The sequence below is a fragment of the Symmachiella dynata genome (assembly GCF_007747995.1).
Classification (GTDB): Bacteria; Planctomycetota; Planctomycetia; order Planctomycetales; family Planctomycetaceae; genus Symmachiella; species Symmachiella dynata.
The window spans coordinates 1,945,773-1,967,476 of the sequence record NZ_CP036276.1 but is presented as its reverse complement, the minus strand read 5'-3'; the positions used below and the strand labels follow the sequence as shown (position 1 = coordinate 1,967,476).

The window sequence follows — 21,704 nt, the reverse complement described above, 5'->3', positions numbered from 1 at the left end:
GTCCGCCCTCAATGCGTGAGAGGTTTGGATGTCAAACGACTTGGGGGCGAGTTGGTACTCGTCCCCAGCCACCCTTAGTCTGAAATATAACCTGAAACAGACCACTGGCCACTAGCGACACCCATTTATCAACACACAACTGAATAGTATTAAGATCGGCGAAAACACTTCCCGGCGTTGAACGTTTCAATGGCAGCCCAGAAACCTTTTTCGGCAAAGCTTCCGAATCGGCTCGCAGCACTGCTTATGCCGCGTGCACCTGCTGCATTTTGCGGCAATCGATGACGTGCTGAATAAAATTTTTGCTGAAGTCCTGCAACTTTTCGCAGAAATGCGCAAAACTTGGTGCCGGTTTTTCGTTGGTTATCATTGAGAGGAAGCTGCGCACATTGGCTAGGGAAACAGGTATTCTGACGAAAGTTTCCTTTCCAGTGCCTGACCTTCTCGCGTATAATCGATCGACGTCGTAACTCGTCACCCGTTGACTTTGTAGATATGGGGAAACGATTGAACCGTACTCGTCCGGCTGAACTTCACCGTACTGATCCCCACTGTGTCGAGCGCAGTGCTGTTGATCATAACGGAACGGATCTGGATGTTGTCCACCGAACTCGATGGGTGGCATTAGCGATCCTGCTCTCGGTCTGCGCGACCGCTTGCGTTGCCGCGCTGTTCATTGTCGACATTCCTGTGACGTGGCATGTCTGGGCGGCGTACCTGTTGGTGATCCCAGCTGTCGGCTTGTTGCTGCTGTCCATGCTGTTTGTCGTTAAAGGGCAAGGCCACGTGACACGGCTGCCGTTTTGGATGGGTTTTTGTTTCATCGTCGGCGGGATCGCGTTCGATGTTTGGGCGACGCTGCTACAATCTCCGGATCTTGCGCTAGAAGGCAACATGGTCATCAGCGCGCTGTTGTATACCGATCACGATCCCGATTTTATCTATGTCTATGGGCTGGGCCTGCAGTCGATTTTGTGCTGCATCATGATCCTGCTTTGGGCGGGATTTCTCCGGCATCGCCATGCCTGGTTTGCCGATGTGATGAATGATGCCCCGCTCACCTATGCCGAGTTTCTCAAAGCGACGACCGGCGGCGGAAAACTCTCCTGGCGACAATACATCGTGCCGGGCCGGATGTCCGACTTTCTGTGCGTCTACCACGTGCTGTTGTGGACGCTGCCGCCGATGTTGGTCTACGCCGCCGCCTTTCGCTGGTACGCCGGTTTGGATTGGTTTGAAATCGTCCCCGGCCCGTATTCCATCTTGGGCGTGCGGATGATGATTGGCATGGCCGCGGTCATCTTCACCCTCTTCTTCGTCTGGCTGTATCGCGAGTTCTACACGCGCACCGCGAACGCCCACGAGACGGTTCAATAAACAAACCGCCCTCCCCTGCTCAATCGCGCGCCGTCGCCAGTCTTCCAATTGCGCACGGTTTGGTTGATGCTTTCACAGGGCTAATTCCAAAATTGGGTGCCACTGGCTTTGCCGGTGCATTGAAAGTTTCACGCTCAATGGAAGTTGCACTGGCAGAGCCAATCGCACCCGATTTCTTCTGCTTGGCATGAGACTAGAACCAGTTTCAAAATCCGGTTGCGCCTGTTCGAGAATCAAGAACTCAAGTGCGAGCGCGACGCGCCAGAGGGTTTTGAAACCAGTTGTAGGGATTGCGGATCGCAGCGATCGGTTCGATGCTGGTTGACAGCCGGGATGAAAATCGCGATGACAGGGGGGAATTGCTGTCTTCCCGAAAACCGCGTACCGCCGGCCCCGATCGCTATGACTGCCGATTTTTTACCCACCGCTGATTTACGGCTCTTAATATATCGTGCGGAGTTACTGCGCCGTCTGCGAGAAACGTTCAACAACCACGGGTACTGGGAAGTGGAGACGCCGCTCCTCTCGCAAGAATCGGTCGTCGATGCGCACCTCGATCCGTTTGTGGTCGAACAACGGTATTTCTTACAGACATCTCCCGAATTGGGAATGAAGCGGCTGCTAACGGCCGGAGCGGACGCGATTTTTCAAATCACCCGCGCCTTCCGTCGCGGCGAACAAGGGCGGCTACACAATCCTGAATTCACGATGGCCGAATGGTACCGCAGCGGGGACACGTACCATGACCAAATGGATTTTGTCGAGCAATTGATCCGCGCCGTCGCCGTCGATTCTGCTGAAAACTCCGGACTGCATCTCACCGACACGCCCTTCCCCTGCCGCACATTTGATGAAGTCTTTCGTGACATCTTGGGCTGTGGCGTAAAAGACAAAAGCTGTGAAGAGCTGCGACTGCTTGCGACTGAAAGGCAATTGACGATTCCGGAAACACTCGCCGCCGATGACCGTGATGGCTGGTTGAACCTCTTGCTCGCTGAACTTGTCGAACCGCACCTGGGTCGGCAAGGGCCGGAATTTGTTTACGATTATCCCGCCAGCCAAGCCGCATTGGCCCGGCTCGATCCTGCTGACCCACTGGTCGCGCAGCGGTTTGAACTGTATATCAACGGTTTAGAAATCTGTAACGGGTACGATGAACTGACCGACGCCGACGAACTGCGGCAACGCATCGAAAGCGAATCGGCAAAACGAACACGCGAGGGTTTACCGCTGTTGCCCGAACCACAACGGCTGCTGGCAGCAATGGAACACGGGTTGCCGAACTGCTCCGGCGTCGCACTCGGGTTCGACCGGTTGATGATGGTCTTGACCGGCTCAGACAACATCGCCGAGGTGACCGCCTTTCCAATCACTCGCGCTTAACACGGACATCACACACACTTGCAACTGGAAATCACCCATGAATTTCTCTGTCGACCTAAAAAATCATGTCGCCGTTGTGACCGGTGGCGCTAGCGGCATTGGCCGCGCGTGTGCCGTCTTGCTGGCTGAACAGGGAGCCAAGGTGTTTGTCGCCGACTACGATCCGCTGGATGCCAACGAATCGCAATTCGCCGATCTGGGCATCGAGCATCGCCGTTGCGACGTCCGCGCAGTCGACGAGTTACAGCAAGTCATCGACGAAGCTGCCACGGCTGGTCCACTGAAAGTTCTCGTCAACAATGCCGGCATCGGTATGGTGAAGCAGATCGACGACGTCAGCGAAGAGGACTGGGATGCTTGCCTGGATACGAACTTCAAAGCCGCATTTTTTGGTTGCAAATTTGCGATTCCCCACATGCGCGCGGCCGGAGGGGGAGCCATCGTGAATGTCTCCAGCAATGCCGGCTTGCTGCCGCGGGCACACGATCCGGTCTATTCGATCAGCAAAGGGGCTTTGATTTCCTTGACCAAAAGCTTGGCCCTGTGCCATGCGGCGGATCGCGTGCGAATCAATGCCGTCTGCCCCGGCCCGGTCGGTCAAACACGCATGATGGAAGCGGACCTACAAGCGACCGGGGATCGGGAAGCGATGGCGCAAAAATTTATCGATGCCAGCCCCTTGGCTAAAGCCTACAACCGACTGACCGACCCGCGCGAAATCGCCATGAGCGTCCTGTATCTGGTCAGCGATGCCGCCACCATGGTCACCGGCACAGCTGTCGGGATCGATGGCGGGAAATCGCTGGGCGTTCCACCGAAATAGTGGCCGGTGGTGAGTGGCCGGTGGCCAGAAAAGAAGGTGCCTGGGGGCGATCCCCTACCTCCTCAAGCCTGTCCCCTCAAGCCTCACGCCTCCACCATCATGGATTCCATGTGCCGGAGGCAAGGGCTTCGACCGATTCGCTGTGGATGTCACCTGACTCGCCCGATTGGATTGCTGGGATGGAGAGGACGGCTAAGTCTCCTTGGATGGCGCGATAGAGTAGAAATGCTAAATAGGAACCGACGATTCCGGCGACGCACAATAAGGAGACGGCGAATTTGGCTTTTGTATCGATGGCCACCAAAATTAAAATCGAGACAAAAATGATCAACACCGACAGCACGAAATAAATCCGCGTGCGACGCCCCAGGCGGGACAGCCGTTCGAAGTTTTGCCGCGGCAATTGATCGAGCGTTAATAGGGCGGGGTAATAAGCGCGGATCGTAAAAAACGTCACCACCAAAAACGGATAGGAAGCCGCTATCAATCCGCTAATCGACAAGGACGCGATAAAATGCGGATAGACTCGCAATGGCATATTACTGCCGACCACGATGCGAAAACAAATTGGATAAGCGATCCCAGCGATCGTCCATAATAGAATTCCGATGCAGGCGGCATAGTGCCCCAGTTCTAAAGACCGGTTGCGCATCTGCGCCAGTTGTTCCACGCTGTGCTTCACGCCGCGACCGCGCTCACGAATAGTTTTGAATACGGGAAATGCTAAATAGCCCGTCAAACCCAGGCCGAGCGGAAAAGCGATGCCGTTGATCCACATCACCAGTTTCTCAAACGTGGGCCGGGCCAACGGCGAAGCGGCCTCGATCAACGGCATGATATCCACGTTGTTAACGACAAAGTTAAAACGCGCCGCCAAGAGGTTGGGAACAAATGCCGCCAGAATCAGCGCGACCATTGGATACGCCAACACCCAACGTTGCCATCCCCGTTCGGGGGGATTGAGAATATCCTGCAACCGGGGCTGCAAACACAACTCGAGTTGTTGCGCCAGTTCATGGCCCGATTGCGGGCGGGCCTGTGGATCGGCGGCGAGACAGGAGAGCAACACGGTCTTCAAACCGTGCGGGATTTTGCTAGGCAGCGTCTTGAGGGCTTCTTCGCCCACGCCCGCGCGACGGCGGTCGATCATTTGATCCAGTGTTGCCGTCCACCCCTCTTCCAAGTGCCCGTCGCGAAACGGTCGGTACCCGGTCAAGAGTTCCCACAACACGACCCCCAACGAATAAATATCGCTCCGTTCGTCCAGCGACGCGGCTTCGCGAACGTGACCGGGATGGAAGGCTTCGAGTTGTTCGGGTGACATGTAGGGCAGACTGCCACCAAAGTAGGCGGCGGGTGTTACATCGGAAACGGCGGAACTGAAACTGACGTTGAAGTCGGCCAGTTTGGGTGCCCCCTCGCCGGTGAGCAACACGTTGGCTGGTTTGATATCGCGATGCAATACGCCGCGACGATGAGCATAATCCAGCGCATCGGCCAAGCGGCTGCCGATCCAACAAATGACCTCCGGCCAACGCATGCCAGCCAGCCGTTTGCGTAGCGACGATTCAGCCGGTGCCGCTTCTCCATGATCATCCAACGCGCGATCAACCGCCTTGAGTAACAATCGCCCCGTCCGTTTCTCAGCAGGTGTTTCCTGTACGTGATTGACGACGGGGTGCAAGGTTCCGCCGCGAACACATTGCATATACAGCAGCCGCAAACCCGCATCGGGCAATGCTCGTTGATCGTAGACGCGGACGATGTTTTCGTGGTCGAATTGCGCCAGCGTCTGCGGTTCGGCTCCCTGGTCGGCTGAGATTTTCAAGGCGACCATGCGATGCATCGAAATCTGGCGGGCCAGAAACACGGTGGCAAACGCTCCCTTGCCCAGCGTCGCCAGCAGATCAAAATCCTCCAGACGGTCCCCCGCTTGAATCTCCAAAAGTTTGTCCGCCGCCTTGGGCTGAAACAGCGCCGTCGGCGTATAGGGCGTATCAATCCCCAAATGTCGGCCGATCAACTCCACCTGTTGGGGAAAACGCTCGAAATACTCCTGCGGATCGACGTCTTCGCCGGCCTGTTTGCGAATATGAAATTCTTCGTAAACCAGATCACAGGGAAACCCTTCGTCGGACAAGTCGGGAAACTCCGTCAGGTATTCCTCGACCTTACGCGGCAGACTGTGATGCAACCAGCGGTACTCTAAGTCGATCTTGATTGCTTCCAACAGCGCCAGCCGACGCAGCGGCCCTGCAGTATCGGGAAGGAAATCACTGATCGAAGGGGGCGCGTTTTCTCCATCCCAGGCTGCGACAAATCCCTCGACATGCCCGGCCAATAACGTCCAAGCTTCGCTGCCGGTGTTTGTATTGGCCTCGACTTCTGTGTTGTTCTCCACATCGGTAGCGGAGTCTATCGGTTCGTTCGGCGATGGCGATGACGGACTGTCCACTGCGTATGCCCCGATTCATTAGCAAGAACCGCGCGGCTGAGACTGTTCTGGTAGCTCGCCGCTCCGGTATTGAGTCTACTGCGTGCGCCCCGAAATGCAATCACGAAAGCGGCGCAAACTGTTTCACCACCATGTTTAAAAGATTGCCGCTATAGAATCTAACAATTGACGCTCGCTGCGTGGGTCTGGTAACATGTCAATAAATGTTTATGTGTCGTAGTTCACACAACCTACACACAATGACCGCTCGGAAGAATGGGACATGATGCAGCGAAAAGCGGATTTTGACATTCCCTCGACTCTCCGACGCGGTTGTCTCACCGTGGTGGTTTTGTTGGGAGCGCTCTCCGCAGCCCGTGCCGATGATCCGCTGCATGTACGAATCGATCGGCTGATCGACGAAACGCAAATCGGCCCGGTTGCCGGGGATTGCACCGATGCCGAATTCTTGCGGCGGGTCACACTGGACCTCAACGGCACCATCCCGACCGCCGATGAAGCCCGTGCGTTTCTCGATGATCCCTCGCCCGACAAACGGACTGCCCTGGTGGACCGCGCACTAAACCGGCCACGTTACGCCCGGCATCTGACTACGGTGTTGGATGTGATGTTGATGGAACGTCGCCGCGATACGCATGTCAAATCGCCCGAATGGCACACGTACCTGCACGATTCGGTGGTCGCCAACAAGCCGTTCAATCAACTGGCCCGCGAAATTCTCAGTGCCGATGGCGTGGACGATGCGATGCGGCCGGCCGCCAAATTCTATCTGGACCGTCTGGGTGAACCGCATTTACTCACCCGCGATGTCGGACGCATTTTCTTCGGCCGCGACATGCAATGCGCGCAATGTCACGACCACCCGTTGATTGATGATTACTTGCAAGATGACTACTACGGCATTTTTGCGTTCCTCCAACGCGGCACGTTGTTCGTTGACAAAAAAGCCAAGAAATCGTTCTTCGCCGAAACAGCCACCGGCGAAGCGGTCTTTACGTCGGTATTCACTGCTGTGAAAGGCGAGACCGGTCCTCGGTTGCCGGGTCAATTGATCATCGACGACCCGGCCATTCCCGCTGCTGAGGCTTACACCGTCAAGCCGGCCAAAGATGTCCGCCCCGTCCCCAAATACAGCCGCCGCGCCGCCTTGGCGAAGCACGCAACCGACGGCACGAATCGTGTTTTCAATCGCAATATCGCCAATCGATTGTGGGCACACATGATGGGCCGTGGTTTAGTCGAACCAGTCGACCTGCATCACCCGAGCAATCCGCCTGTGCATCCCGAGTTGTTGGAACTGCTTGCCGACGAATTCGTCGCCATGAATTTTGACATGCGCGCATTTCTGCGGGAATTGGCTCTGACAAAAACGTATCGTCGCGGATTCGACATGCCGGCGGAATTGGCTGCTGACTCGCCGGACATTGAAAGTCATCTTTCCCGCGTCACAGCCGACCATGCCCAACGGGCCGCAGCTGTCGCTGTGTTGGAAAAAGAAGTCGACACCCTGCTCGATGGCGTACTGGCGGCACAGGAAGCGATGTTCGACGTCGAATCGGAAAACACCAAAGCCATCGCCGCTCTGGCCGCCGTCCAAAAAAAGAGCACCGCCGCTGCAAAAACCTTGGCAGATTCGAAGCAAAAGCTGTCAAAACAAGAACAAGCGCTCAAAGTGCTCAACGAGGCTTTGACCAAAGCGGATGAAGTGGTCAGACAATTCCCCAAAGATGCCGAATTCACGGCTGCCGCTGAAACCTATCGCAAACGCGTAAAAACATCGACCGGCGAAATTGCGGCGCTCAAAACACTCATCGAGAAACAAACCGTTGCCGCAAAGGCCGCCGCGGAAAAAACGGTCGCACCAGCCAGTGCCGCCAAAGTCGCTGCGGATAAACTGGCAGCGGCAACACAGCAGGTCGAGCAACTTCGCAAGCCGTACTTGCAAAAACTCTATGCCTATCGTGACGCACGCACACTCGCCAAACATCGCGAGCAACAACGGGAGCATCTCAACGCTATCGTGGCCTATCGCCAATCGACTGAGAAACAACAGGCACTGGTCGCCGAGATTGCCGCTGCACGCAATGAATTGACCCGCGTGCAAACGGCGGCCCTCCAAGCCGAGTCGGAGGTTGAAACCGCTCTGGCCAAGGTAACCACGCCGCAGCAACGACATACCACGGCCTTAAAGAATGCGCAGCTGATTCGTGCGCAGCATGCCGACAAACACAAACTCGCCCGGCAGGTCGCCGAAGCGGCCACAGCCGGACAGGCAGCGTTGGCTGTGCTCCCCGAAGACGCAGACCTCAAGTCTAGCACTGGGCAATTGGCAGAATTGGCCGCACAATTAAACAACAATCTATCGCCGCTCACCGAGCAACTCAAACAGGCCGAAGCCAAGGTCGCCGAAGCCGCCGCCGTATTGAAAGCCGCACAACAAAAACTGGCAGCGGCGCAGGAAAAACTGCAACAGGCCAAACAGCTCACTCTCGATGCGGACGCAAAACTACAAGCCGCTCTCCAGGCCCAGCAAACGCAAACCGCACTGGTCGACAATAGTTTCCAGGATCTGACCGAACAATTCGCAGGCCGGTTCGCAACCAGCGCGCTGAAGCCGCTGACGCCGGAACAATTGTCCTGGAGCATCATGCAGGCAACAGGAGTCGTCGCGCAACAATCCTCCGCAGCTGTCGCAAAATTAGATAAAAAGAATCCACCCGCCCCGCCGCAACGAGAAACATTGGTGGAAGCCAAAGTGAATGAGAAACTAAAAGGCAATGTTCGTCTGTTCGTAAAAACCTTTGGCGCCGGTGGCGGACAGCCACAGAACGAGTTTTTCGCCACGGTCGACCAAGCCCTGTTTTTCACCAACGGCAAAAAAATTCAAAGTTGGCTGAACCCCGCCGGCGGTAATTTGACGGATCGGCTTAAAAAATTAAAAGACCCCGCGGCCTGCGCCGAGGAACTCTACTTAGCAATTTTCAGCCGACGACCGACCGAGCAAGAGGCGACTGATGTGGTCGAGTACCTTCAGGTCGACTCGGAAACAGACCAGGCAGCCGCCCTTCAGGAAATTGCCTGGGCGATGCTGACATCGGCAGAATTTCGTTTTGGACATTAACGATAGGCGTGAGGCTTGAGGTGACAGGCTTGAGGGGGTGGTTTTCGTAACCGACAAATTTACTGAGCCCTAAAGCCTCACGCTTCTCAAACACTGGAGATCACCGTCATGCGTTGTGACTATGCTTGTGGAACGGCGGATCATGGGATTGCGCGTCGGCAATTTCTCGGCGGCTTGGCGGCCGGGAGTGCGGCGGGCATCGTCGGTGGTCTCGGAACTCTGACCCAACCAGCCGCCGCCAAGGAATTAGCAACGTCGCAAAAGCGCGTGCTGTTGTTCTTTATGTCGGGAGGTTTGAGCCAACTGGAAAGTTGGGATCCCAAGCCCAAGACCGACACCGGCGGACCGTTTCGCGCCATCCCCACCAGCGTGCCGGGGACACATATCTCCGAACTGCTACCGCTCACTGCACAACAGATGCACCATCTGGCCATCGTGCGAAGCGTGAACACCAAAGAGAACGAGCACTCCAAAGGCCGGTTTATGATGGAGTGCGGACGCCGGCAAATGGCTGGGGCGAAATATCCGCATATCGGAGCAGTGGCCGCCAAGGCCTTGGCTCCCGAAAACGCCACATTGCCGGGACACATCCACATCACTCCCGGCGGCAGCGGCGGTCGCAGCGACAACGCCGCCTACTTAGGTCCCAAGTATGCCAGCATTATTTTGGGGAACGGCAAGCCGCCGCAAAATTCGGCACGCGCCGCGGAACTGACCGTGGATGCGGACAGCCGCCGCAACGCATTTCGCCGCCAACTGAACAACCGCTTTACGGCCCGCCGTAAGACCGCTGAGACCGATGTCTATACCTACAATTACGAACAGGCGCAACAGTTGATGCGGCAAGGCGAAGTGTTCGATGTCTCGAAAGAACCGGCCGCCGATCACGAGCGTTACGGGAAACACGCATTCGGCAAACATTGCTTACTGGCACGGCGGCTGCTGGAAAACGGGATCACCTTCGTGCAGGTCTCGCACTCCAATTACGACACGCATAACGAAAACTTCAATTTCCACCTGGAACAAGTGAGCGAGTTCGACCGCTCGTTTTCCGCCATCGTCAACGACTTAGCCGTGCGAGGCATGTTGGAGAGCACGTTGATCGTGGTCATGTCCGAATTCGGCCGCACACCACGAATCAACTCCCGCTACGGCCGCGACCACTGGGGCAAAGCTTGGTCGGTGGTTTTGGGTGGCGGCCGCATCCATCCCGGCGCCGTCTACGGTGCGACCAACAAGAACGGCACCGCCGTCTCTGACAAGGAAGTCGATCACGGAGAATTGTTCCATACCTACTTGCAGGCGGTCGGATTGGATTCCACGCAAAGTTTCCATGTGGGTGGTCGTGAAATGCCCATGGCCGATCCCGCGGTTTCGGCAATCGACGAATTGTTGGTCTAGAATCCGCAACCTGAAATCCCGTTAGCAAAGTTCCTCATATGGCAGCCGACCCGAAACAAACGCACGTCGCCACGCAGTGGAAACACGATAGCCGCTTCATTTGCTGTCGATTCGATCCGCAGGGACGCTACGTATTTGCCGGGGCGGAGGATTATGCGATTCATCGTTTCGAGGTCGACACCGGCATCAAGGTGACATTGCCCGAGCACGACTGCTGGGTCCGTGCCTTTGCCTTCACCCCCGATGGCGAAACGATGATTTCAGCCGGCAGCGATGGGCAACTGGTCTGGTGGCCCGTCGCCGAGGCGCAACCCAAGCCACAACGCACGGTCGCTGCGCACGATGGTTGGATTCGCGCGCTGGCTGTTAGCCCCGACGGAAAGATCCTCGCCAGCGGCGGGAATGACAACCGCTTAAAGCTGTGGAATATCGCCGATGGCACGCTGATTCATGAATCCCCGCCGCACGACAGCAATGTCTACAGTACGTTTTTTCATCCGGGGGGCGAGTTTGTCCTGTCCGGCACGTTGCTCGGCGCGGTGAAACAATGGGAGGTCGGCACCGGAAAATTGGTACGGGAATTCGATGCCAAAACGTTACACACCTACAACGGCGGACAAGCGGTCGATTACGGCGGAATCCGCAGTATGGCGCTCAGCCCCGATGGCCAGTACTTCGCTTGCGGCGGTCTGCATAAGGCGAGCAATCCGCTGGGAGCAGTGAACGAGCCGCTGGTGGAATTGTTTGAATGGGAATCGCAAAAGAAGAAAGTCTCGCAGATTTCCGACGGTAAAAAGGGCATCATTTGGCGGGTGGTTTATCATCCCGACGCATTTTTGATCGGGGGTTGCGGCGGCAGCGGCGGGGGGTTGTTGTTCTTTTGGAAACCGGATCAGGACAAACCGTTTCATACAGTTAAGCTCCCCGACACGGTCCGCGATATGGACCTGCACCCCGATGGTCTGCGAATTGCCACAGCGCATTACGACCGACACATCCGCATCAGCAGCATGACACCCAAGGCATAGTCGGACATTCGCGGTCCGCTGCGACGTGCGTTATACTGAAAAATCCGCCAACAACCATCTTTTGATGTCTTGCCCCAGGAATCTTCACCATGCTTAACCGCCGCGAATTCTCGTCATCGATTGCCACCGGAGCCGCTTCGCTGGCTGGAATGCTCACGATGCCGGGACTGTTTGCCGCTGAACCCGCTCCCAAGCGGGCTACGAAATACATCGATGTCCATACACACATCGGCAGCTATACCGATCCGACAAAAAAATTGACTGTTGACGGCCTGCTGACCTGGATGGACGAACACGACATTGAAAAAGCGGTCGTATTGCCGCTGACTTCGCCCGAATCGACCACCTTTCTTCAATTGACCGACACGGCCCTCGCGGCCGGCAAAGCACATCCCGATCGCTTGATTCCCTTTTGTTCCATCGACCCGCGGCAAATGGTCGGTGGCGGTGTAAAGGGGTTGGTGAAAATCATACAGGCCTGGGTGGACCAAGGGGCCAAGGGTTTTGGCGAACATAAGGTGGGACTCAATTTCGATGATCCGTTGATGATGCGGGTCTACGAAGCCTGTCAGGAAGTCGGCATTCCCCTGCTGTTTCACATCGACAACATACGCGGCAAAGATGTGCCTGGATTGACGCGGTTGGAACATGCGGTCAGCACGTTTCCCGAATTGAACTTCATCGGCCATGGGCCGGGTTGGTGGGCGTCGATCTCCGGCGGATTGGATCAAAAACAACTCGGCGGCTACCCCAAAGACAAAGTACAACCCGGAGGCGCCATCGACCGTTTGATGGAAAACTACCCCAACATTTATGGGGACCTCTCCGCCGGATCGGGAAACAATTCCATTGCCCGCGACCTGGAATTCGGCCGCGAATTCCTCATCCGTCGGCAGGACCGGATTATGTTTGGGACCGACTATCTCGCCCCGGGACAAGCCGTTCCGCAGTTTGATTTGTTCACCGAATTAAAACTTCCCGCGGACGTTGAGCAGAAGATCTTCAAAGGCAATGCGACCCGCGTCCTCAAACTGAGCTAGCCGCATGCCGAACAAACCGCCTTATGGCCTGCTGTTGATTGCCGGAAATCTCACGCATCAGGAAAATTATGCGCGGGCGCTGGCGGCCGATCCCCGTTGCCGTTTGATCGGCTTGACGGATGAAGCGGATATTCCGCCGCGGCGAGCGGAGCTGAACAGCATGCTGGCCGAGGAATTGGGAATCCCCCTGCTACCCGATTTGGCCGCGGCGCTGGCGCGCGATGATGTGCAGATTGTCAGCGTCTGCGCCGAACCGGAACGACGTGGACGCATTGCCGCACAGTGCGCGCGGGCGGGAAAACATCTGTACATCGACAAGCCGCTCGGCACGACTGTCGAAGAGGCGCGCCACGTCGTCGCTGCCGTCAACGACGCCGGTGTGACCAACCAACTGTTCAGTTTGGTGCATACACCAACAGCGTACCGCGCAAAAGAGATCGTCGATTCGGGCCGACTAGGGGATTTGTCAGCGATCCACTATGAGCTAATGTTCGCCAAGGGGATTGCCGGAACGGCCGATCTGACGCGTCCGCGCCAGGAAAAAGCGGTTGCTGATCGGTTTACGTTCGTCGACTCCAAACGGGAATTGTTTTGCGTCGGCTGGTATCCGCTGATATTTTTCCCATGGCTCACCGGACGGCGCGTGACGAGCGTGTATGCGACGACGAGTAACTATTTTTTCGCCGAACACCAAAACAACAACGTCGAGGATTTTTCCTGCCTGCTGCTCGAATTGGAAGGAGGTCTCACAGCAACTGTCACCTGCGGCCGCACGGGCTGGTCGAGTCACCCCTCGCACGGATTTCACAAGATCCATTTGGTCGGTGAAGCGGAATCGGTTGATCTGGATGCGTATGAGCCGCATTTAGAAATCCACAATGACGCCCCCGCTTGGCGGCAACCGGCGGTTGGGCATCCCGAAGATCCGATGGGATTTTGGTCGAGCACACAAACCGCTGGCGGAGTGGAACCGAAAACGGATTGGCTGCCCGTACAACCGGCGGTCGCTGACGATGCGGTCAGTTTTCTGGATTGCCTTCAGCAAGGCCGCCCGAGCGACGTTCCCGTAGCTCTCGGTGCGCACGCGGTCGAAGTCATCCTGGCCGGTTATCAATCGGCGGCGCAGGGACAACCTGTCACGATTCCCCTTGAAGATTGATCGATCCACACATGATCCAACGACGCCTCACGATCAGCGCCGCTGCATTCGCCATTTGTTTGGGATTCTGGACACATCGCGGTCAGAGTGATGAACAACCCGTTGGAAAAACGGAGGCGCCAAAAGACATCCCGCAATACACCGACAAGGGCGAATTGAAACTGCCGAGCAAATTTCGCGAATGGATTTTTGTCGGCGCCGCATTGGGGTTGAGGTATTCGGAACACGGCCCGTACGAAGACGAAGAGAAATTCACCAACGTCTACATCACACCCCCCGCCTATGCACAATTCCAACGCACCGGCACCTTCCCCGAAAAAACAATGCTCGCAATGGCCGTCTATCGGCAAGGCAAGAAAAAGCCGCTGGGGAAACGAAAACTGCAAGGAGCCTTCGAAGGGGAATTCTTGGCGGTGGAATTGGCCGTCAAAGATCGTGCGAATTCCAAGGATGCCTGGACGTACTTCGACTTCTCCCCGCAGGAGGGCCAAACCGCACTACGAAAGAGCGCGAAAGCCTTTGCCACCAACAAATGCTTCGACTGCCACGCCGAACATGGTGCGGTGGACAATGTCTTTGTGCAGTATTACCCCTCGTTACGACGTCTGCAAAAGCCGACGAAATAGCGGAACTGGCGTCCTGCTTGTGTGGGGATGGGAGCATCGCGCACTATCGGAGTGAAGACTCGCTTGCTCTCCGACTACAATCGGCGAACGGAGGCAACGACGCCGGTTGACCGGCGTTTCCGCTTTTGCGGTCTTAGGCCCGCCGTTTACGGCGGGTTGAATCGACGCATCACTCACCACAACAGAGCCTCGTTTACGAGGCTTCTCGCTGCCAAGGCTTGGAAACATGCGATGATGGCTGAAGCCGTCACATCGGGAATCCCCGTAAACGAGGATTGAAATGCCTGGGAGATCAATTCCCCAGAACCCGCCGTAAACGGCGGGCCTAATACCCGCTTGCAGCGGGACAAGTCTCGTAAACGAGACTCACAGCATTGGGTGCCACTGGCGGCTTGCCCGCCAGTGCCGGTGTCAGATGGGGTTTCCCTGTCCCTGGGACAGTCGGTTCGAGTACGCACTGGCGGACGAGACGCCAGTGGCACTCCAAATTGAGATCACCAAATACTTCATGTAGCGTTGTCGCACTAAAACTCGCCGAGGATTTCGCTACCGGATCGCGTGCTAAGACCTCTCCAGATGGAGCGGTCGATATTTTCTGAAATCGAGCGTGTGGAACCATCGGCCAAGACAACATTCACCATTCCAGTATGGTGGCTCCGCGATGTGATGATGGCATAGCTGGGATTTCCAGCAACGCCGTCTTTCCCTTCCTGCCACGAGTTGTAGTCACAGTCAAAGGTGTCCGTGCCGTCGGTGCAATTGACGACCGTATTGGGCGTCATGGCCGTCGTGAAACCATGGTGATGGACGCGGCCGTCGGGCCATTCGGTATGGCCGGTGTTTTTGAATTGGGCGCCGCTGGCAATTGCCGCTTCGGCATCGGTGACGTTGTCGGGAATGGTCGTGACCGGCGGTCCTCCATTGCGGCGATAAGGCTGCCAAACTTTGACCTCAGCAGTCAAAAGCGTGTTGCTGGTTCCATCGGTGAATGAGGAAAACCGCAAACGGGCATTGGGATAGAACGCGCCATCGCCGCCACGGCCGGTCACCGGATCAAACACAAACCAAGTCCCAAAGTTAAATGCATAAGAGGTCGGATACAAAGTCACTTTTCCGCTGCCAGGATCGCGGGCGTTATCTCCTTGGGGATCGGTCGGACAAACATAAGTCGGAATCTTCAAACCATCGATGGCGGCTTGAAAGTCCCAGGCTTCGGTCAGGTCGACTGAGTTGTACAGATTGCCTTGATCCAAAAAGGGCAGAATCCGCCCATGCACGCCCCATGAACCGTTGTTCCCGGTCGCCGTGATATCGGGATTGATGCAGGCACTGGGGGGCAAGACGGTCGCGACATCCATATAATTATGTATCGCCAGCCCGATCTGCTTGAGGTTATTTTTGCACTGCGTCCGCCGCGCCGCCTCGCGCGCCTGTTGCACTGCCGGCAATAATAAGGCGATCAGAATGGCGATGATGGCAATCACCACCAGCAACTCAATGAGTGTAAAGCCGTGCTGACGACGGTGTACGGATTTTTGCATAGTGAGCGACTTTCTTCCTGTTTTCTGGTTGTCGAGCTCTAAAGGTGATTCCATCTAGTCAACAAGACTCCGCGAGCGCCAGGGAGTCGAGTAGCGTCTTTCAACTCGCGCAGACGAAGTTCGCCACGCGCTAGATCACGAGAAGATGCAATTCTCATGCCGTGCCAATGTTCAGGGCACGAACGGCGAGAAAACTTGAATTTCCCGGGGGCTAAGCCGTTTTGGCTTGGCAATTCGCTCAACACTGCTGAACATTTTTTCGACACGGGCGGACATTATTGCGACAGCACCGTTTCACTTTCCGGCCCCCTGCCCGGTGTGCATCTTCTACAGGTTGAGTGTATGATGGTAAGGACATCAATGAAACTGCTCGAGTGACGTGTATAGGAGGGCAACGCATGCGTTGGCCCATTCGCAACCAGATTTTGGTCCCCTACGCAGCGACCCTGGTTGTTGCCGTAACCACGACCGCGCTGGCGACCGCCTACCTTGATGCCCGTCGCAGCCGCGCGGAATCCTTGCGGGGAATTCGCAATGTGGTGGAAACACTCGGCCAGTCAACATTCCCCTATACAAAAAGTGTTGTGGAAAAAATGCGCGGCTTGTCAGGGTCTCATTTCCTGGCGATTGATCCGCAGGATCGAATTTTGGCCACCACGCTCACCCATCCCGTAGATCCCGCTGCCATCCGCAGTCGCACTCCGGAATTGGCCACGATCGAAACGCTGACTGATTATCCTTCCGTCGATATTGGCGGTATTCGGTATTTCGTCGCGCACGTCAAACCGGCGCGGATGGGAAATGCATCTTCGTTGTACGTCCTCTATCCCGAGGCGGACTGGCTGCAAATTCAACGCGATGCCATCTGGGCCCCTCTGTTGGTCTGCGGAGTGACCATTTTTCTCATGAGCCTCATCTCGATGATGTTATCGCGTCGCTTGGATCGACGGATTCAGGCCGTACGCGGACTGTTTGCTAAGCTGGCCGACGGACATTTTGATCACGCGAAAGTTGGCAAGCTCGATGATGAAATCCGAGATCTTCTCTTGTCGGCCAATTGTCTTTCGGACCAACTCTCGACACTGCGCGATCAATTTTCGCGAACTGAGCGATTGCGGTTGTTGGCGCAATTGGCCGGCGGTTTGGCGCACCAATTGCGCAACGCCGTTACGGGCGCTCGTATGGCGATCCAATTGCATCAACGCCGCTTCCCCAATGAAGGCGACGACGAAAGCCTTAATGTGGCATTGCAACAATTGACGCTGACCGAAGAGCAGTTGAGAGGCCTGTTGGCGCTGGGCAAAGACCGTGTTGAAAAAATCCCTCCCGCCGAAGTTGCTCCGCTACTCGATGAAGTCAGCGCACTGATTGATCCGGTCTGCCGACACACACAAATCGACTTTCAGCGCACGGATACCTTGCAGGACGACAGTCTCAGCGTCCCGTCGGGAGCGGACATTAAGGCGGCCATATTGAACCTGTTGCTCAACGGCATTGAAGCGGCGGGGGTTGGCGGATCGTTGTGGTTATCGGCATGTTGCAACGACGGCATACTAGAGATTTCAGTCTCCGACAACGGCCCGGGTCCGCCGGATGCCATGCAGGATCGTATTTTAGAGCCTTTTGTTAGCAGCAAACCTGAAGGGGTTGGACTGGGGTTGTTCCTCGCTGAGATGGCTGCGACCGCCAATGGGGGAACGCTCTCCTGGCGGCGGGATGAAAACCGCACGGTCTTTACGTTCTCCATACCAGTCCTCGCCCACGACGACACCCCCGCCCACGAATTAGCCGCATCGCCCCGCTTGAATACGCCGACACCATTGCGGCAAGGAGTGAATTCCCCATGAGTCATGTCTTGATTGTTGATGACGAGCCGAGCATCTGTTGGGGGTTCCGGGAGTTGCTCACGGATGAAGGCCATCAGGTCAGCGTGGCGCCCTCAGCCGAGGAAGCCTTGGCCCGGATCGAAGAGGAGGCTCCCGATGCGGTGATGCTGGATGTACGATTGCCGGGGATGGATGGGTTGACGGCGATCAAACATCTCCGCGACCGCCTTGGCCATGTGCCGATCATCGTGATGACCGCATTTGGAAGTCTGGATATCGCCGTACGAGCGGTCGAAGCGGGCGCATTCGACTATCTCCCCAAACCGTTCGAGCTTGAAGACGCCATTCAGGTTCTGCTGCGCGCCACGGAAGGAACAGATGCCGCCTCGGCGACACAACCTGAATTGCCAACCGAGGACAATGAGGATCTGCTGATCGGCAAGTCGCCCGTCATGCAGAATATCTTCAAGCAGATTGCGCTGGTGGCGCCGCGCGACACGCCAGTACTGATCACCGGGGAAAGCGGAACCGGGAAAGATCTCGTTGCCACCGCCATCCACCGGCACAGCCGCCGGGCAAACGGGCCATTACTGCCGGTCTGTGTCCCCGCGCTGAGTTCCAACGTCATTGAGAGTGAACTTTTTGGACATGTCCGCGGAGCATTTACCGGGGCAGAAACGGACCGCAAAGGACTCCTAGAAATCGCCGATGCCGGGACTGTTTTCCTCGATGAAATTGGCGATATTCACCTTCCCCTGCAAGTCAAACTATTGCGGGCCATCGAACGCAGGGAAGTCACACCGGTCGGAGACGCTTCGCCGCACGCCGCAAATTTTCGCATCGTGGCCGCGACCAACCGTCCGTTGCAGAAGATGGTTTCCTCCGGAGAATTTCGCGAAGACCTGTTTTACCGCTTGAGCGTATTTCATATTGAAATCCCGCCGCTTCGCCAACGGACGACCGATATTCCACTCCTTGCAGAATCGTTTCTCAGGAAGTTCAGCAACGGTGTGCCAAACCTGCGGCTGAGTGAGGAGACGATGCGGGAACTCTGTGCGCGACCTTGGCATGGAAATGTCCGCGAATTGCGAAACGCCCTCGAGCATGCCTCGATTGTTGCTCGCAGTGAGACCATCGCTCCAGAACACTTACCACCGCCGGCGAATCCCACACACGCTGAAACGATGTCGACCGATGACCGATTGCGTGGCTTGATGGCGGCCTGGCTGACTGACCAGATGGAGAATGAGTCCGACGAGGGCGACTTATACGAACGATTCCTCAACCTCGTCGAACCCCCGTTGCTTGCTGAGGTGATCGCGCGCTGTTCGCAGAACCGCTCACACGCAGCTCGCTGGTTAGGGATGCACCGCACGACGTTGCGACAAAAACTCTCCCAGCATCGTATCGAGGCGCCGTAGTCGCCCTCCTTCAATCATGTTGGTTCTCTGGGTATGCTAAGTCCAGACGGACACTTTTGTACCTCCCGTTGTGAGTGAAAGGGATCGACGATGCGAATCGCCCCCAGCATGGCTTGCCTGATTGTGGCCACCATTTTGGCCTCGGTTGCCGGAGCTGCTGAGCAGACGCCGCGGACCAATGTGATTCTGATCATGGCCGACGACATTGGTTACGAATGCTTTGGCTGTTACGGCAGCCGGCAGTACAGCACCCCAAATATCGATGCAATGGCCGCAGAGGGGATGCGGTTTACGCATTGCTATTCACAACCGCTCTGCACCCCCAGTCGTGTCAAACTGATGACGGGCCTCTCCAACGCCCGCAACTATTCGGCGTTCTCGGTGCTCAACAAAAGTCAAAAAACAATCGGTGATTACTTCGGTGACGCAGGATTTCGGACAGCCGTGGCCGGCAAATGGCAGTTGTACGGCGCGGAGCACTACAAACCGCGCTTCCGCGGCAAAGGGACGCTACCTGGTGATGCGGGTTTCGAGAACTTCTGTTTGTGGCAAGTCGATCGTCTCGGGGAGCGGCACAAAGCCCCCTTGTTACAGATCGATGGCAAGAACCGCCAATTCGACAAAAGCCACTACGGGCCAGAGGTGGCTTGCGACTATCTGATTGATTTTATGAAACGCTCAAAGGACGAACCGTTCTTGGTGTATTACCCGATGATTCTCGTGCACAACCCGTTTGTGCCGACGCCCGACAGCCAGTCAGCCAATAAAAAACAGAAGCAGCGGAACTTCGAAGACATGGTCGCCTATATGGACAAACTCGTTGGGCGGATTGTCACCACGACAGAGGAGTTGGGTATCGCTGAGCGGACGTTGATTCTTTTTGTCGGCGACAATGGAACGAACAAAAAAATCACGTCTCAGCTCAACGGTCGCGAGATCCAAGGAGGCAAGGGACTGATGACCGACGCCGGGACACGCGTGGCGCTGGTCGCACTGCAGCCCGGAACCGTCCCAGCGGGACGTGTGTGTGAGGATCTGGTCGATTTTTCCGATATGCTCCCCACCACATTACAAGCGGCTGGAGCACCCGTTCCCGACGGACTGGATGGTCGTAGTTTTTGGCCGCAATTGCAGGGACAAACTGGAACGCCGCGCGAATGGATTTATTGCTACTATTGTTCGCGACCGGAAAGAACAAAGCCGAGCCGCTTCGTCCGCGACCAGCGCTGGAAACTGTACGGCGATGGCCGGTTTTATGACGTCGCGAATGACGTGCTTGAGAAATCGCCCTTACAACAAGTCGAGGCGGGCAGCGCTGCCGCTGTTGCCAAACAAAAACTGGCCGCCGCACTGCAGTCGATGCCCAGCGAAGGGCAATCGTTACTCCAATTCGACCGCTGACATCCCAATCAACACTATTTTTCTGCCAGAACGAAGGAACGCGACGTGCAATATCGAGCGCTCGGCAACACGGATTTGAAGGTCAGCACCATCGGAATGGGCTGCGTGACATTCGGTCGCGAGATTGACCGAGAGACCTCATTCACGATTCTGGACCATGCCTATGAGCAGGGAATCACTCTCTACGACACGGCCGAAGCATACGCCGCCGGCGCCTCGGAAACGGTCCTTGGTGAATGGATCGCCGACCGTGGCGTGCGCGACAAAATCGTCTTAGCCACGAAGGTCTCCGGCACGCTCACTCGGCAACGGGTCCTCTCCTCTGCCGAAGAGAGCCTGCAACGGTTGCAGACCGACTGCATTGACCTGTTTCAGTTGCACAGCTGGGACAACGAGACGCCGCTGGAAGAGACACTGGCAGCGTTGTCCGCATTAGTCGATCAAGGCAAGGTGCGCTATATCGGTTGCAGCAATTGGACGGCTACACAATTACGCGACGCTTTGGAAATCACCCAAGCATCCGGCGGAGCGCGGATGGAATCGGTGCAGCCGCCCTACAATCTCGTGCAACGCGATATCGAAGCCGACCTGCTGCCGTTGTGTGCCGAACAACAGATCGGTGTGATCAGCTACAGCCCGTTGGCCGCTGGATTTCTCACCGGCAAATACAGCCGCGACGGTGAGGTCCCCGCCGGAACCCGCTTCGACGTGATTCCCGGCCATCAACCCATTTACTTCACTGACCGTGGGTTCAGTGTATTGGACGAATTGCGGGCTGAGTCCGAACGGACCGGTCGCAGCATGATTGAACTGGCGCTCTCCTGGACATTCAGCCGTCCGGACGTGACCTCCGTCCTCATCGGCGCCCGGAACCAGTCGCACGTAGACCAAGCCCTGAACGCCCTGCCAGTTGAGTCGTAGGGCCAGCTCAGAGCAAAAAAGCGGGATTTTCGGGATCCAATATCGCGCCGAAACGGCATTCGATGGGGTTTGCCGAGGATTAGACTGACTGCCAAACGACCGTCCCCCCCTGCTTTGACGCTGTCCATCTGTTATACTCCAAAGTACGGGTGAAGATCTGTCCACCCTAAAATGGGTGCAA

Annotated in this window: 16 protein-coding genes; 13 read left to right on the top strand and 3 right to left on the bottom strand. The window is 56.4% G+C overall.

The genetic code is table 11. The features are described from left to right. Positions 1 to 244: 244 nt before the first annotated feature. Positions 245 to 625: a hypothetical protein gene (locus tag Mal52_RS07540; protein WP_145375180.1), complete on the bottom strand. Its 381-nt coding sequence runs from the start codon at positions 623 to 625 to the stop codon at positions 245 to 247. Here Mal52_RS07540 and Mal52_RS07535 point away from each other — a divergent pair. The 3 genes from Mal52_RS07535 (at position 619) to Mal52_RS07525 (ending at position 3,583) form a co-directional block, all read left to right on the top strand. Next, positions 619 to 1,377 carry a hypothetical protein gene (locus Mal52_RS07535; RefSeq protein ID WP_145375179.1) on the top strand — a complete coding sequence of 253 codons (759 nt, stop codon included), beginning with the start codon at positions 619 to 621 and terminating at the stop codon, positions 1,375 to 1,377. The genes Mal52_RS07540 and Mal52_RS07535 overlap by 7 nt on opposite strands. 402 nt (positions 1,378 to 1,779) lie before the next feature. Next, positions 1,780 to 2,760, top strand: a complete 981-nt coding sequence (epmA, locus tag Mal52_RS07530; RefSeq protein WP_145380570.1) for an EF-P lysine aminoacylase EpmA — start codon at positions 1,780 to 1,782, stop codon at positions 2,758 to 2,760. Positions 2,761 to 2,797: 37 nt separating this feature from the next. Beyond that, complete coding sequence (locus Mal52_RS07525; protein ID WP_145375177.1) at positions 2,798 to 3,583, top strand: SDR family NAD(P)-dependent oxidoreductase; 786 nt, start codon at positions 2,798 to 2,800, stop codon at positions 3,581 to 3,583. 97 nt (positions 3,584 to 3,680) lie between these two features. On the opposite strand, the gene Mal52_RS07520 is transcribed toward Mal52_RS07525, so the two are convergent. After that, positions 3,681 to 6,038, bottom strand: coding sequence for a serine/threonine-protein kinase (locus Mal52_RS07520; protein ID WP_197534732.1), 2,358 nt, complete (start codon positions 6,036 to 6,038; stop codon positions 3,681 to 3,683). Positions 6,039 to 6,300: 262 nt separating this feature from the next. On the opposite strand from Mal52_RS07520, the gene Mal52_RS07515 reads away from it, so the two are divergent. From Mal52_RS07515 to Mal52_RS07490, 6 genes are all read left to right on the top strand, one after another. After that, a complete protein-coding gene (locus Mal52_RS07515) occupies positions 6,301 to 9,159 on the top strand; it encodes a DUF1549 domain-containing protein (protein WP_145375173.1) in 2,859 nt (952 codons plus the stop codon). 108 nt (positions 9,160 to 9,267) lie between these two features. Then, positions 9,268 to 10,560 (top strand): DUF1501 domain-containing protein, encoded by a 1,293-nt coding sequence (locus Mal52_RS07510; protein WP_145375171.1) that lies wholly within the window; start codon positions 9,268 to 9,270, stop codon positions 10,558 to 10,560. Positions 10,561 to 10,598: 38 nt separating this feature from the next. After that, positions 10,599 to 11,588, top strand: coding sequence for a WD40 repeat domain-containing protein (locus Mal52_RS07505; protein WP_145375169.1), 990 nt, complete (start codon positions 10,599 to 10,601; stop codon positions 11,586 to 11,588). 89 nt (positions 11,589 to 11,677) lie between these two features. After that, positions 11,678 to 12,628: an amidohydrolase family protein gene (locus Mal52_RS07500; RefSeq protein ID WP_145375167.1), complete on the top strand. Its 951-nt coding sequence runs from the start codon at positions 11,678 to 11,680 to the stop codon at positions 12,626 to 12,628. A gap of 4 nt (positions 12,629 to 12,632) precedes the next feature. Next, positions 12,633 to 13,787 carry a Gfo/Idh/MocA family protein gene (locus Mal52_RS07495; protein WP_145375165.1) on the top strand — a complete coding sequence of 385 codons (1,155 nt, stop codon included), beginning with the start codon at positions 12,633 to 12,635 and terminating at the stop codon, positions 13,785 to 13,787. Positions 13,788 to 13,798: 11 nt separating this feature from the next. Next, positions 13,799 to 14,413, top strand: a complete 615-nt coding sequence (locus Mal52_RS07490; protein ID WP_145375163.1) for a cytochrome P460 family protein — start codon at positions 13,799 to 13,801, stop codon at positions 14,411 to 14,413. Positions 14,414 to 14,937: 524 nt separating this feature from the next. Here the strand turns inward: Mal52_RS07490 and Mal52_RS07485 are convergent. Beyond that, the gene (locus tag Mal52_RS07485) at positions 14,938 to 15,954 is read right to left on the bottom strand and encodes a DUF1559 domain-containing protein (protein WP_145375161.1); all 1,017 of its coding nucleotides are present in this window, start codon (positions 15,952 to 15,954) and stop codon (positions 14,938 to 14,940) included. Positions 15,955 to 16,352: 398 nt separating this feature from the next. On the opposite strand from Mal52_RS07485, the gene Mal52_RS07480 reads away from it, so the two are divergent. The 4 genes from Mal52_RS07480 (at position 16,353) to Mal52_RS07465 (ending at position 21,523) form a co-directional block, all read left to right on the top strand. Next, positions 16,353 to 17,801: a sensor histidine kinase gene (locus Mal52_RS07480; RefSeq protein WP_145375159.1), complete on the top strand. Its 1,449-nt coding sequence runs from the start codon at positions 16,353 to 16,355 to the stop codon at positions 17,799 to 17,801. Further along, complete coding sequence (locus tag Mal52_RS07475; protein ID WP_145375157.1) at positions 17,798 to 19,201, top strand: sigma-54-dependent transcriptional regulator; 1,404 nt, start codon at positions 17,798 to 17,800, stop codon at positions 19,199 to 19,201. The genes Mal52_RS07480 and Mal52_RS07475 overlap by 4 nt, the downstream gene beginning before the upstream one ends. Before the next feature lie 90 nt (positions 19,202 to 19,291). Further along, positions 19,292 to 20,602 carry a sulfatase family protein gene (locus Mal52_RS07470; RefSeq protein ID WP_197534731.1) on the top strand — a complete coding sequence of 437 codons (1,311 nt, stop codon included), beginning with the start codon at positions 19,292 to 19,294 and terminating at the stop codon, positions 20,600 to 20,602. Positions 20,603 to 20,647: 45 nt separating this feature from the next. Further along, complete coding sequence (locus Mal52_RS07465) at positions 20,648 to 21,523, top strand: aldo/keto reductase (protein WP_145375155.1); 876 nt, start codon at positions 20,648 to 20,650, stop codon at positions 21,521 to 21,523. The last annotated feature ends 181 nt before the right edge of the window (positions 21,524 to 21,704 follow it).